12 protein-coding genes are annotated in these 12,042 nt (G+C 70.9%); 3 read left to right on the top strand and 9 right to left on the bottom strand.

Annotated elements, in window-relative coordinates; genetic code table 11:
- Positions 1 to 244 precede the first annotated feature (244 nt).
- Complete coding sequence (locus tag DR046_RS15070; RefSeq protein WP_115383228.1) at positions 245 to 559, bottom strand: hypothetical protein; 315 nt, start codon at positions 557 to 559, stop codon at positions 245 to 247.
- A 172-nt stretch (positions 560 to 731) separates the two neighbouring features.
- On the bottom strand, positions 732 to 2,054 hold the full coding sequence (gene miaB / locus DR046_RS15065; RefSeq protein ID WP_115383227.1) for a tRNA (N6-isopentenyl adenosine(37)-C2)-methylthiotransferase MiaB: 1,323 nt from the start codon (positions 2,052 to 2,054) through the stop codon (positions 732 to 734).
- An 82-nt stretch (positions 2,055 to 2,136) separates the two neighbouring features.
- Here miaB and DR046_RS15060 point away from each other — a divergent pair, with 82 nt between their 5' ends.
- Positions 2,137 to 3,003, top strand: coding sequence for a glycosyltransferase family protein (locus DR046_RS15060; RefSeq protein WP_115383226.1), 867 nt, complete (start codon positions 2,137 to 2,139; stop codon positions 3,001 to 3,003).
- 164 nt (positions 3,004 to 3,167) lie between these two features.
- Here DR046_RS15060 and DR046_RS15055 read toward each other — a convergent pair whose 3' ends face one another.
- The 7 genes from DR046_RS15055 to DR046_RS15025 all read right to left on the bottom strand — a co-directional run bounded on the left by DR046_RS15055 (position 3,168) and on the right by DR046_RS15025 (position 9,417).
- Positions 3,168 to 4,472 (bottom strand): CHASE3 domain-containing protein, encoded by a 1,305-nt coding sequence (locus DR046_RS15055; RefSeq protein WP_115383225.1) that lies wholly within the window; start codon positions 4,470 to 4,472, stop codon positions 3,168 to 3,170.
- Positions 4,473 to 4,617: 145 nt separating this feature from the next.
- Complete coding sequence (locus tag DR046_RS15050) at positions 4,618 to 5,085, bottom strand: Hsp20 family protein (protein ID WP_115383224.1); 468 nt, start codon at positions 5,083 to 5,085, stop codon at positions 4,618 to 4,620.
- A 167-nt stretch (positions 5,086 to 5,252) separates the two neighbouring features.
- Positions 5,253 to 5,471 (bottom strand): DUF3072 domain-containing protein, encoded by a 219-nt coding sequence (locus DR046_RS15045; protein WP_115383223.1) that lies wholly within the window; start codon positions 5,469 to 5,471, stop codon positions 5,253 to 5,255.
- A gap of 141 nt (positions 5,472 to 5,612) precedes the next feature.
- Positions 5,613 to 6,683: a calcium-binding protein gene (locus DR046_RS24665; RefSeq protein ID WP_115383222.1), complete on the bottom strand. Its 1,071-nt coding sequence runs from the start codon at positions 6,681 to 6,683 to the stop codon at positions 5,613 to 5,615.
- Between the two features lie 98 nt (positions 6,684 to 6,781).
- Positions 6,782 to 7,171, bottom strand: coding sequence for a VOC family protein (locus DR046_RS15035; RefSeq protein ID WP_115383221.1), 390 nt, complete (start codon positions 7,169 to 7,171; stop codon positions 6,782 to 6,784).
- Complete coding sequence (metG, locus tag DR046_RS15030) at positions 7,168 to 8,877, bottom strand: methionine--tRNA ligase (RefSeq protein WP_115383220.1); 1,710 nt, start codon at positions 8,875 to 8,877, stop codon at positions 7,168 to 7,170. The genes DR046_RS15035 and metG overlap by 4 nt, the downstream gene beginning before the upstream one ends.
- Before the next feature lie 201 nt (positions 8,878 to 9,078).
- A complete protein-coding gene (locus DR046_RS15025; protein ID WP_115383219.1) occupies positions 9,079 to 9,417 on the bottom strand; it encodes a hypothetical protein in 339 nt (112 codons plus the stop codon).
- 715 nt (positions 9,418 to 10,132) lie between these two features.
- On the opposite strand from DR046_RS15025, the gene DR046_RS15020 reads away from it, so the two are divergent.
- Together DR046_RS15020 and deoC are read left to right on the top strand one after the other, a co-directional pair.
- On the top strand, positions 10,133 to 10,927 hold the full coding sequence (locus DR046_RS15020; protein ID WP_115383218.1) for an inositol monophosphatase family protein: 795 nt from the start codon (positions 10,133 to 10,135) through the stop codon (positions 10,925 to 10,927).
- A gap of 175 nt (positions 10,928 to 11,102) precedes the next feature.
- Positions 11,103 to 12,023 (top strand): deoxyribose-phosphate aldolase, encoded by a 921-nt coding sequence (gene deoC, locus DR046_RS15015; protein ID WP_115383217.1) that lies wholly within the window; start codon positions 11,103 to 11,105, stop codon positions 12,021 to 12,023.
- Positions 12,024 to 12,042 lie beyond the last annotated feature (19 nt).

Raw genomic sequence — 12,042 nt, 5'->3', positions numbered from 1 at the left:
GCATCGGGGGCGTATGCGGCCAAGGAGGGCTCCTGTGCAGGCTCTCCACAACGTGGCCCAGAGGCCGACCGGGCGCAAGCGCCGCTTCCCGGGCCAACCGCGATGTCATCCGAATGTTAAGCGCGCCCGTTCCGTCCGCTGCGCGCATGGGCCGGGGCGCAGTTTCCGGCCGCGGCCTGCGCGGCCGCAGGCCGCTGCCCACGGCGCCGAACGCGGCGGGCCGGGGACCTCCGGTCGGGGCGGCTCAGCGCGGCGGCGTGGTCCGCAGGATGTTGCGCATCGTCGCGCCCATGGCGGTCGTGTTGCCGACCAGCGCCTCGTCGCGGCAGACGCGCATGCCGATGGCATAAGCCCGCTCCTGGGTGTAGCCGGCGGCCACGAGATCGTCGATGAACACCGCCTGCGGCTTGTCCCAGATCACGCCGGGCAGCGCGAAGCGCGCGCAGCTGACGGTGATGCGCGTGTCCGTCATGCGGACGTGACGATTGCCGTCGGCAATGGCGGGCATCGCCGCGGCCGTCAGGCCCGCGACGGCGATCACGGACAGGAGCTTCTTCATGACACTTCCCCCTCGGATCGAGGGCGGCAGATCCACTCGCATCCGGTTGCTGGTTACATTGGCGCAAGTATGCGCGGGATGTGGCCGCTTTGGGAAGTCCCTCTATGGTACTGAGGTAAGTGAAGAAACACTGCCTGCCGAAGCGGGCGCACCGTCCCCCGGGGCGAAACGGTCAGACCAGTTCCGCGGCCAGCGAGTTCGCCTTGGCCTCGGTCACGCGCACCCGCGCGACCGTCCCCTTCAGCGAATCAGGGGCCGTGACATGGACCGCCTGAAGGTAGTCCGACTTGCCGACCAGCTGCCCGGGCAGCCGCCCCGCCTTCTCGAACAGGACGGAGGTCTCGCGCCCCACCATCGCCTCCTGCGCGGCGCGCTGCTGCGCGCCCAGCAGCGCCTGAAGCCGCTGCAGCCGGTCGGCCGCAACCTCGTCCGGCACGCCCGGCTTCTCGGCGGCGGGGGTGCCGGGGCGGGCGGAATACCTGAAGCTGTAGGCCTGCCCGTAGCCGACCCGCTCGACGAGGCGCAGCGTATCCTCGAAATCGGCCTCGGTCTCGCCGGGGAAGCCGACTATGAAGTCGCCAGACAGCAGCAGGTCGGGCCTTGCCGCCCGCAGCCGGTCGATCAGCGCGACATAGGCGGCGGCCGTGTGCTTGCGGTTCATCGCCTTCAGGATGCGGTCGGACCCGGACTGCACCGGCAGGTGGAGGTAGGGCATCAGCTTGGCGCAGGTCGCATGCGCCGCAATCAGGTCGTCGCTGAAGTCGTTCGGATGCGAGGTGGTGAAGCGGATCCGCTCCAGCCCCTCGATCCTGTCCAGCGCCCAGATCAGGTCGGCCAGCGACCAGGTCCCGCCATCCGGTGCGTCGCCGTGATAGGCGTTCACGTTCTGGCCCAGCAGCGTGATCTCCCTCACGCCGCGCCCGACCAGCGCGCGGGCCTCGGACAGAAGCCGCGCGGCGGGGCGGCTGACCTCGGCGCCGCGGGTGTAGGGCACCACGCAGAAGGCGCAGAACTTGTCGCAGCCTTCCTGCACGGTCAGGAAGGCTGCGGGCTTCGCGGCAGGGGTGCGCAGCTGCGGCAGATGCTCGAACTTGTCCTCGTCGGGCATGTCGGTGTCCAACGCCGCCTCCCCGGCCTCCGCACGCCGGACGAGGTCGGGCAGCCGGTGATAGGCCTGCGGCCCGACCACCAGGTCGACCGCCGGCTGCCGCGCCATGATCTCGGCCCCTTCCGCCTGCGCCACGCAGCCCGCGACCCCGATCCGCAGGCCGGGCTTCTCCGCCTTCAGCACCTTCAGCCGCCCGAGCTCCGAATAGACCTTCTCGGCGGCCTTCTCACGGATGTGGCAGGTGTTGAGCAGGATCAAGTCGGCCTCCTCGGGCCGGTCGGTCTGGACATAGCCCTGGGCGCCCATGGCCTCGGCCATGCGCTCGCTGTCGTAGACGTTCATCTGACAGCCATAGGTCTTGACGTGAAGCTTCTTCGGCTGGGTCATCGGACGCTCCTGTCGGTCGCGGTCGCATAGCCCAGCGCGGCCAGTTGCGAAAGGGCGGGCGGCGCGGCAAGCTTGCGCGGCCATGGAGTTCTCTTCCCCCGAAGACCTGACGGCGCGCGCCAGCGGGCTGGGTTCCGGCCCGGTCCTCGCACTTCTGTGCGAGGACGGGGTCGAGGTCGCGCGCAGCGTGACGCACCATCTCGACCTCGGCTTTTCGGCAATCGTGCTGGCCCTGGCCCCGGGCGTCGCCGCACCCGACCTGCCGGGCGACCGCGTGCATCCCCTGCGGCTGGCCCGCCGCCCCGCCGACATCGCCGACACCGTGGTCAACGCGCTGGTCGCCGGCCGCCCCGAGGGCGCCTGGACCGGCTGGTGCTACAACGCCGAATTCCTGCACACCCCCTTCTGCGAGACCCGGCGCGTCGGCGAAGCCCTCGCCTTCTGCGCCGAGGAACGGCGCGACAGCCTCGTCACCTTCGTCGTCGACCTCTATGCGGGCGACCTCGCCACCCATCCCGGCGGCGTCGACTCCGAGGCGCCGCTGATGGACGCGCGCGGCTACTACGCGCTGGCGCGCTGGGATCCGGTGGCGGGGGCGGCGCGCGACCGCCAGCTCGACTTCCACGGCGGGCTGCGCTGGCGCTTTGAGGAGCATGTGCCCTGGACCCGCCGCCGCATCGATCGCGTGTCGCTGTTCCGCGTCCGTCCGGGCCTACGCCTGCTGCCCGACCACCGCGTGACGATCGAGGAGATGAACACCTTCCAGTCCCCCTGGCACAACTCGATGACCGCCTGCGTGGCGTCCTTCCGGGCGGCCAAGGCGCTGGCCACCAATCCCGGGTCGAAGGCAGCCATCGACAGCTTCCGCTGGCAAGGCTCCGTCCCCTTCGAGGGCGGCTCCCGCCAGCTGATGGAGCTGGGTCTGATGGAACCGGGACAATGGTTCTGAGCGCCGCCCCGCGCGAGAGCCGGCGAGATCCGGGGAACTCGGTTTAAGAAGCGTCCGATCCTCGGACCCGCCCGAAGAGTCCTGCGGCGGCGGCTCCTGGGGTCAGGGTAGCGACGCCGCGGCCCTCGAGGGCTACGCCTCGCCCGCGACGCGCACCGCCCCTGTCAGCGCCCCTCGCCCGGCGCGACGGGGAAGGCGATCCGCACATGCATGCCGCCATCGCGCCAGTCGCGGGTGATCTCTCCGCCGAGCTGCAGTGCCGCCTGGCGGATCATGACCGTGCCGAAGCCCGTCGCCTCTTGCTCGTCAGGCTCCGTTCCGCCGGTCTCCTGCCAGTCGAGCACGGCCGTCCCGTCCTCCGCCTGCGACCAGCGCACCGCGACCCGGCCGCCGGGAACCGACAGCCCGCCGTATTTCGCGGCGTTCGTCGCCAGCTCGTGCAGCACCAGCCCCAGCGGCGTCACGCTGGCGCCGGACACGGCAAGCGTCGGCCCCGAGAGCGAGATCCGCTCGGCCCCTTCGGCATAGGGGGCGAGGATCGACTCGACGATGCCCCCAAGCTCCGTTCCCGCGGCGGGCGATCCGCCCTGCCCCACGGCATGGGCCGCGGCCAGAGCGTGGATCCGGTCGCGCAGCTTGCCCAGCGCCCGCTTCGGGTCTGCCTCCGTCCGGCTCGACAGCGAGACGAGCGCGAGGATCACCGAGAAGAGGTTCTTCACCCGGTGGTTCATTTCCCTGAGCAGAAGGTCAGACGTCTCCCGCGCCTGCCGCAGCTCCTCGACGTCGCGGGCCTCGGCCTCGGCCTGCGCGGCGCGCCGCTCCAGCGACAGGCCGAAGAGCATCAGTCCGACGATGGCGCCTGACAGGACCAGCAGCAGCGGCAGCACCCGCGCCTCGACCACGTCGGCGCGCCGGAACGCCCCCGCCAGCAGCGCCGTCTCGACCGCCTCCAGGCGCGCGATCTCGGCACGGACCTGGTCCATCAGCGCGTGCCCCCGATCCGAGAGGACGATGGCCAGCGCCTCCTCCCGCCGCCCGGCCTGCGTCAGCGCGACCGTCTCGTTCAGCTCCTCCAGCTTGGCGGTGGCGAAGCTGCAGAGCCGGGTCAGCGCCTCGGCCTGGTCCGGGGTCGCGACCGGGGCGAGCCGAGCCTCCAGCCGGCGAAGGACCTCGGGCCAGTCCTGACGCGCCTCGAGGAAGGGGCTCAGATAGCGCGGCTCTCCGGTCAGCAGATAGCCCCGCTGCCCGGTTTCGGCATCGAGCCCGGTACGCAGCGCCTCGCGCAGAAGCTCCAGCACCTCGGTGGCCTGGACGACCTGGGCCCGCGCCGCCCGCTGCGCCGCGGCGGCATGGAACAGCGCGGTCCCGATGCCGAGGGCCAGCAGGATCAGCGCCGCCAGCACGACCCGCGACGCGCGGCCTTCGGGAAGGACACGCGGCCGGGCCTTGGCGTGCGGAACGGCGGTCACGAGGTCGGCTCACCCTTGCGCGGTCGGGTTGCGGAGGCGCCCGGCGACACTGGCACGGCGCCCATGGCTCACGCAACCTCGGGGCGAATCGAAAAAGCGCGCGCCCGGGCGGGCGCGCGCAACGGTCAACAGCCAAGTCCGAGGATCAGGCCTCGACGGTCTCGCGCTTGCCTTCGATGGCAGGGCTGCGGCCGCCAGACGAGATCTCGATCCGGCGGGGCTTCAGCGCCTCGGGGACCTGACGCTCCAGCTCGATATGCAGCATGCCGTCCGCATGGGTCGCACCGGTCACGTGGACGTGGTCGGCCAGCTGGAAGGTCTTCTCGAAGGCGCGCTGCGCGATGCCGCGATGCAGGTAGACCCGCTCCTCGTCGGTATCGGCCTTGCGGGCGGTCAGCGTCAGCTGGTGATCCTTCGCCTCGATGTTCAGCTCGTCGGCGGTGAAACCCGCGACGGCAATCGAGATACGGTAGGCGTTCTCGCCCAGCTTCTCGATGTTGTAGGGCGGGTAGGTCGTCGCCGTGTCGGCCGCCATGGCGCGGTCGAGAAGCGAAGCCATGCGGTCGAAGCCGACAGTGGCACGGTAGAGCGGGGTGAAGTCGTAGGTACGCATGTCTCGTGCATCCTTTCAAAGCGATACATATGCTTGCCCCCTCCATGGCAGAGCGGGGCGGTCGTCCTCCGGACCCTGATGCGGCGTCCGGTAGCGGCGATCTGGGAAACTCCCGCGCCCCGTTCAAGAGGCACGGGCGCAAGATTTTCGGGTCCGAAGAGAGGGGGTCAGCCGCGCCCCGTCTTGTCCTGCAGGGCGTCGATCCGCTTCGAGGCCTCGGCCTTGGACAGGCCGGGATCGAACTCCTCTCCGGCCTCCTCGCTGAGCGTCTTGAGATAGGACGCCTGCGCTCCGGTCATCGCCTCGTCCCCGGTCGTCCAGTTGTCCGGATCCTTGGCGGCATTGCCGGGGGCGTCCTGCTTTGGGGTGTCGGTCGGGTCGGTCATGGGGTGTCTCCTGGCTGAATGTTCGCCCAACGTTCCGATCCGGCGCGGGTTCCGCGCGGGATGCCCTATCGCTCCGGCAGAGGGTCCTGCGCAACCCGACCTTCGGCCGCGCCCGAAGGCCACTGCCCCGGCCGCTCCCTTCTACGAGAACGAGAACACCGTCACCGGCGGCGCCGTCGTGACGCCCTGAAGCTGCACGATGTCCACGCCCGAGGCGCTGACGACCAGGTCCGGCCCCTCCTGCCGGAAGGTCAGCGAGGCGCGGAACTCCGCCTCGGTCTGGCCCTGCGTGTCCTCGATCACCAGCTCGTCCTCGTCGGGGTCGAAGTCGCTGACCACGACCAGCCCGAAATCCCGGACGTTGAAGGCGTCGCCATCCTCGCCGCCCGTCAGCGTGTCGCCTTCCATGCCGAACAGCGTGTCCTCCCCCGTGCCGCCCTCCAGCACGCTGCCGCCGCCCGACCCCGCGCCGAACAGGTCGAACTGCCCGACCACGTCGTTGCCCGCGCCGCCGGACAGGCGATTGGCCCCGAAGAGGTCGGTCAGGTTGTCGTCCCCCTCGCCCCCGTCCAGCGTGTCGTCGCCCAGCGCTCCGTCCAGCCGGTCGTTCCCGGCGCCGCCCAGAAGCAGGTCGTCGTCCGCGCCCCCGTCGAGCGTGTCGCGCCCCTCGCCTCCCTCCAGCGTGTCGGCCCCTTCGCCGCCGTCCAGGTCGTCGTTTCCGAAGCCGCCGCGCAGCACGTCGTCGCCGCCGCCACCGCGCAGCAAGTCGGCGCCGACCTGCCCGAGAAGAAGATCGTCGTCCGCCCCCCCGTCCAGATCGTCGGCCCCGGCGCCGCCCGACAGCGTGTCCGCCCCGTCGCCGCCCCGGAGGAGGTCGAGGCCGTCCCCGCCCAGAAGCGAGTCGTCGCCCCCGCCTCCGGCCACCAGGTCGTCCCCGGCCCCGCCATCGGCGGTGTCGTCGCCTGCCCCCCCGTCCAGGCTGTCGGCCCCGAAGCCGCCGTCGAGCCTGTCGTCGCCGTCGAGCGCGTCGAGCAGGTCGCCGCCCGCGAAGCCGCGCATCGCGTCGTTCCCGTCGGTGCCGGTCAGGACGTCGTCCTCCTCGGTGCCGTCGACCTCGTTGTCATCGGCCCCGCCGGAGCCGTCATCGCCGAACAGCGCAAACAGCAGCCCGAAGCCGAGCGAGAACATCAGGATTTCGAGAACGATCGCCATGCGCGGTACCCCTTCCGATCACGGCAGAAGCGTGGCGAGAATCCGTCCGCTGTCAACTTTTCCTTTCGGGATCATGCGCTTGGCGAGGACGATCCCGCTCAGGCCGCCGGATTGTCCCCGGCCCGCGGCTCAATCAGGTCCCAGCGCGTGCCCCAGGGGTCGCGCCAGACCGCGACCCGGCCATAGGGCTCGTCACGCGGCGCTTCCTCAAAGCTGCCGCCCGCCTCGATGATTCGCGCAGCCGAGGCCGCGAAATCCTCCGTCCGCAGGAACAGCCCGACCCGGCCGCCAAACTGGTTGCCGACCGCCTCTTGCTGCCGCGCGCCCTCGGCCCGCGCCAGCACCAGCTCCAGGGTGCCGTCGGACAGCGTGACCCAGCGCTTGCGCCCCTGGTCCTCGTCCGCCGTGACCCGCCAGCCCAGCGCGGTGAAGAAGGCGATCCCCTCGTCGTAATCCGGCACGAGATAGGTGAGCGCCGCCAGTCTCACGTCCGCGTGCCGGAAAAGCGCGTCGCCCAGTCCTCCCGCTCCTCGTCGGTGATCTTGGCGAACAGCACTTCCGGCACCTCGAAGGCGTGCCCCGGCGGCAGCGCCTCCAGGGCGGCGGCCACGTCGGTCGGCCAGTCCGCCTCCCCAGCCCGCATCGAGGCGAGCATCCGCGCCGAGGCATCCGGGATGAAGGGCGCCGAGACGATCGCGTAGAACCGGATCAGGTTCAGCGCCAGCCGCACCTGCGCGGCCGCCGTCTCGGGATCGGTCTTGAAGACCGTCCAGGGGCCGGCCTCCTGCAGGTACTCGTTGCCTGCGACCCACATCGCGCGCAGTTCGGCCGCGGCCTTGCGGATCTCGATGGCGTCCATATGCGCCTCGTAGCGGGCGAGCCCCTCCGACAGACGTCGGACGAGGATCACCCCCGCATCACCCGTGGATCCGCCCTCGGGTACGACCTCTCCGAACTTCGACCGGCAGAACTTCGTCACCCGGCTGACGAAGTTGCCCAGCACGTCGGCGAGGTCCTTGTTCACGTCGGTCTGGAACGCGGTCCAGGTGAATTCCGTGTCGCTCGTCTCGGGGACGTGGCTGAGCAGCCACCAGCGCCAGTAATCGGCGGGCAGGATCTCCAGCGCCTGGTCCATGAACACGCCGCGTCCCTGGCTGGTCGAGAACTGGCCGCCGTCATAGTTGAGATAATTGAACGACTTGAGGTAGTCGACCGTCTTCCACGGCTCGCCCGAGCCGAGCAGCGTGGCGGGGAAGGACAGCGTGTGGAACGGCACGTTGTCCTTGCCCATGAACTGCACGTAGCGCACGTCGTCGGCGCCCTCGTCCGTGCGCCACCAGCGCCGCCAGTCGCCGCCCGTGGCGTCGGCCCATTCGTTCGTCGCGGCGATGTACTCGATCGGAGCGTCGAACCAGACGTAGAAGACCTTGCCCTCCATCCCCGGCCAGGGCTGATCCCCCTTCCGGACGGGCACGCCCCATTCCAGATCCCGAGTAATTCCACGGTCTTGCAGCCCGTCGCCGTCATGCAGCCACTTCTTCGCGATGGAGGTGGTGAGCACTGGCCAGCCCTCCTGCCCGTCGATCCAGGCGTCCAGCCGGTCGCGCAGCCTGGACTGCAGCAGGTAGAGGTGCTTGGTCTCGCGCACCTCCAGATCGGTCGAGCCGGAGATGGCCGAGCGCGGGTCGATCAGGTCGGTCGGATCGAGCTGCTTGGTGCAGTTCTCGCACTGGTCCCCCCGCGCCCGGTCATAGCCGCAATTCGGGCAGGTGCCCTCGACGTAACGATCTGGCAGGAAACGGTTGTCCGCCACGGAATAGACCTGCCGCGAGGCCCGCTCCTCGATCAGACCCGCCGCGTCGAGCCGGCCGGCGAAGTGCTGCGTCAGCCGGTGGTTCTGCGGACTGGAAGAGCGTCCGAAATGGTCGAAGGACAGCCGGAACCCGTCGGCGAGGTCCTTCTGAACCTGCCACATTTCGGCGCAATACTCGGCGACCGGCTTGCCCGCCTTGGCGGCGGCCAGCTCAGCCGGGGTGCCGTGCTCGTCGGTGGCGCAGATGAACATCACCTCGTCGCCCCGCGCCCGCCGGTAGCGGGCATAGAGGTCTGCGGGCAGCTGGGAGCCGATGAGGTTCCCCAGATGCTTGATCCCGTTGATATAGGGGATCGCGGAGGTGATGAGGGTGCGGGCCATGGGTCTCTCCGGAACGGGCAGGCCGCTTCTAGAAAAGCGACGGGCGCCCCGCAAGCGGCGCCATCACGCCGCGACCCCCGCCGGGCCGGTGGCCTGACGAGGGTCGCGTGCGCGCGGCGCACCTGGGGACAAGGGGGGAAGACGGTGGCGCGCCGCGCCTCCGGAGCCGAGGGAAACCCGGCCCTGGAGGATCTCAGGCGATCACTCGGTCTCGCGGCTCTCGGCCCGGATCCGGGCGTGGATATCGGCGGCGGTGGCCGGCGCGCCCGAGACCACGGTCGCGCCCTGCAGGCCACGCAGGTCGTTGCGGTTGTCGGCATCGGCGTTGAAGCGGTCGAAGGCAGCACCAAGGGCGCCCGAGCGGGTCGAGACGGAGGCGCCGGAGGCCTCGCCCGAGACGTGGGTGATACGGTCGCCCTGGGCGTCGGCCGACTGGTTGAAATGCGCGATGGCGGCGGCGGCGCCGGGCGCGACCTGCTGCGCGGCGACGGGGGCGGCGGCGGCAAGGGCGATCAGGGCGGAAGCGATGACGGTTTTCATGGCGGTAATCCTTCGTCTGTGCGTTGAGCCGGTGTTGCGGTCCGGCTGAGGTGGCGTCGGGCTGCTGCCCGGTGCCGATGGGAGGGATATGCGCCCCTCCGCCCTCACACTCAACGAACAAAAGCGTGAGAATGCGGTCATTGCGCGCGTAGATGCACACCAACCCTCCCGTCCTGCACCGCCCTCACGGCCGCGCGACGGACCCTCACGCGGGTGCGACCGTTCTGCCGCTCTCTGCAACAGAACCCGCGGAGCCTCACCCGCAAAAGACGCTCGCCGCCCTCGCATTGCATGGAAACCGCAGACCGGGAGACGTCGCCCCGTCCCCGACGGCCCCCGCGGCGATGAGGTCCAGCCGCGGCCCGGCGGCGTGCCGCGCCGGACAGGATCGACAGCGCGCGCGGGGACGTGAGCGCAGGCCGTCGGCGGGACAAGCATGCGCAACTCCTCCGGGGCCGCGACCCGGGACCTGGAGGGCTGGCCGCGTCGCTGCGCCAGAGGGGCGGCGCCGCAGCGCCTGACGGCATCGCTCCCGCGGCCGATCATCGGCTTGCGCCCGACATGCTACCGAAGGCTCCCGCGGCCGAGGACCGCACTCCAGATTGCCTCCCGGTCCCCGTGGCGCGCCTCTCCACTCCGCGCCCTGACCGGGGGGCTGGCCCCGCGCGCGGCCCTCCGCTAAAGGCCCCCTCTGACCCTGAGGCGGAGCGATCGGATGCAAGGCAGTGCCAATCTCAACGTGATGATCAAGGCCGCCCGGAAAGCCGGGCGCGGCCTGATCAAGGATTTCGGCGAGGTCGAGAACCTGCAGGTCTCGTCGAAGGGACCGGGCGACTTCGTCAGCCGCGCCGACCGCCGCGCCGAGGAGACGATCCGCGCGGAGCTGATGGAGGCACGGCCGAATTACGGCTGGCTGGGCGAGGAATCCGACCCCGTCGAGGGCAAGGACCCGACCCGCCGTTGGATCGTCGATCCGCTGGACGGAACCACGAACTACCTGCACGGCATGCCGCACTGGGCCGTCTCGATCGCGCTGGAGCACAAGGGCGAGATCGTGTCGGGCGTCGTCTACGACCCGGTCAAGGACGAGCTCTTCTGGGCCGAGAAGGGCGCGGGCGCCTGGCTCGACGGGCGCCAGCGGCTGCGGGTGTCGGGACGCACGGCGATAATCGAGACGGTCTACGCCACCGGCCTGCCCTTCGGCGGCGGCAGGTACCTGCCCGCCGCTCTGTCGGATCTGGGCCGGCTGCTGCCGGTCTGCGCCGGCGTGCGGCGCTGGGGGGCGGCGTCGCTCGACCTGGCCTATGTGGCCGCCGGCCGCTACGACGGCTACTGGGAGCGCGGGCTGCACCCCTGGGACATGGCCGCGGGCCTGCTGCTCGTGCGCGAGGCGGGCGGAATCGTCGAGCCGATCCGTCCCGAGGGGCAGGAGCTGATGGAGGGCCATGTCCTCGCCGCCTCGGGCGCGATCTTCGACCGTTTCGCCAGGATCATCCGGGAGCGCGGCTGACCGGGCGCACCCGGCCGCGGACCGACCCGCGGCGCATCTGAGGCGACCGCCCGCGTCAAGACTTCTGCCGTCACGGCCCCGGTTGCCTCCGGGGCGCCCGGCATGCGACCCTCCGCCGACCTTCTGGACCTGGACTGCCGTGACCTCATCGCCTGACCTTCCCCGCAATGCCGGGATGCCCTTCGACCCGGCCGTCGTGGAGGCCGTCCGCGTGAACACGCCGGCAACGTTGCGCCGGGCCGCGACCCTGCCCGGCCGCCGCAGCGTCAAGAAGGAATGGCAGGCCGCGTGGCTGGCGCGAGCGGTCTCGATGATCGACCTCACGACGCTCTCGGGCGACGACACGGCGGGCCGCGTCCGGCGGCTCTGCGCCAAGGCGCTGCACCCCGTGCGGGCCGACATCCTCGAGGCGATCGGCCTGCCCGGCCTCACCACCGGCGCGGTCTGCGTCTATCACGAGATGGTCCCGGTCGCGGTCGAAGCCGTCGCGGGCCGCATCCCCGTCGCCGCCGTCTCGACCGGCTTCCCGGCGGGGCTGTCCCCCTTCGACCTGCGGCTTCGCGAGATCGAGCGCTCCGTCGCCGCGGGCGCGACCGAGATCGACATCGTCATCTCGCGCCGCCACGCGCTGACCGGCAACTGGGCAGCGCTCTATGACGAGACGGCGCAGATGCGGGCGGCCTGCGGGGACGCGCATATGAAGGCGATCCTGGCCACCGGAGAGCTGGGCACGCTGAAGACCGTGATGAAGGCGTCGATGGTCTGCATGATGGCCGGGTCGGACTTCATCAAGACCTCGACCGGCAAGGAGAGCGTGAACGCGACGATCCCGGTCTCGCTGACGATGATGCGCGCGATCCGGGCCTACGAGGCCGCGTCCGGCTTCAAGGTCGGCTACAAGCCCGCGGGCGGCGTTTCGAAGGCGAAGGACGCGATCACCTACCTGTCGCTTCTGAAGGAGGAACTGGGGGACCGCTGGCTGCGGCCGGACCTGTTCCGCTTCGGAGCGTCGTCGCTGCTGGGCGACATCGAGCGGCAGCTGGAGCATTTCGTGACCGGGCGCTACTCGGTCGGGCACCGGCACGCGGCGGGCTGACGGAGTGCCGGGGGGCCAG

This window comes from Jannaschia formosa, from assembly GCF_003340555.1.
GTDB lineage: Bacteria > Pseudomonadota > Alphaproteobacteria > Rhodobacterales > Rhodobacteraceae > Jannaschia > Jannaschia formosa.
The sequence above is the reverse complement of the archived record's forward strand: the minus strand, read 5'-3'. Positions and strand labels throughout refer to the sequence as shown.

Excerpts from the sequence above, each read along its gene's own strand:
- DR046_RS15070 (WP_115383228.1), bottom strand. The coding sequence starts at position 559 with ATGAAGAAGCTCCTGTCCGTGATCGCCGTCGCGGGCCTGACGGCCGCG.
- miaB (WP_115383227.1), bottom strand. The coding sequence starts at position 2,054 with ATGACCCAGCCGAAGAAGCTTCACGTCAAGACCTATGGCTGTCAGATG.
- DR046_RS15060 (WP_115383226.1), top strand. The coding sequence starts at position 2,137 with ATGGAGTTCTCTTCCCCCGAAGACCTGACGGCGCGCGCCAGCGGGCTG.
- DR046_RS15050 (WP_115383224.1), bottom strand. The coding sequence starts at position 5,085 with ATGCGTACCTACGACTTCACCCCGCTCTACCGTGCCACTGTCGGCTTC.
- DR046_RS15045 (WP_115383223.1), bottom strand. The coding sequence starts at position 5,471 with ATGACCGACCCGACCGACACCCCAAAGCAGGACGCCCCCGGCAATGCC.
- DR046_RS24665 (WP_115383222.1), bottom strand. The coding sequence starts at position 6,683 with ATGGCGATCGTTCTCGAAATCCTGATGTTCTCGCTCGGCTTCGGGCTG.
- metG (WP_115383220.1), bottom strand. The coding sequence starts at position 8,877 with ATGGCCCGCACCCTCATCACCTCCGCGATCCCCTATATCAACGGGATC.
- DR046_RS15025 (WP_115383219.1), bottom strand. The coding sequence starts at position 9,417 with ATGAAAACCGTCATCGCTTCCGCCCTGATCGCCCTTGCCGCCGCCGCC.
- DR046_RS15020 (WP_115383218.1), top strand. The coding sequence starts at position 10,133 with ATGCAAGGCAGTGCCAATCTCAACGTGATGATCAAGGCCGCCCGGAAA.
- deoC (WP_115383217.1), top strand. The coding sequence starts at position 11,103 with ATGCCCTTCGACCCGGCCGTCGTGGAGGCCGTCCGCGTGAACACGCCG.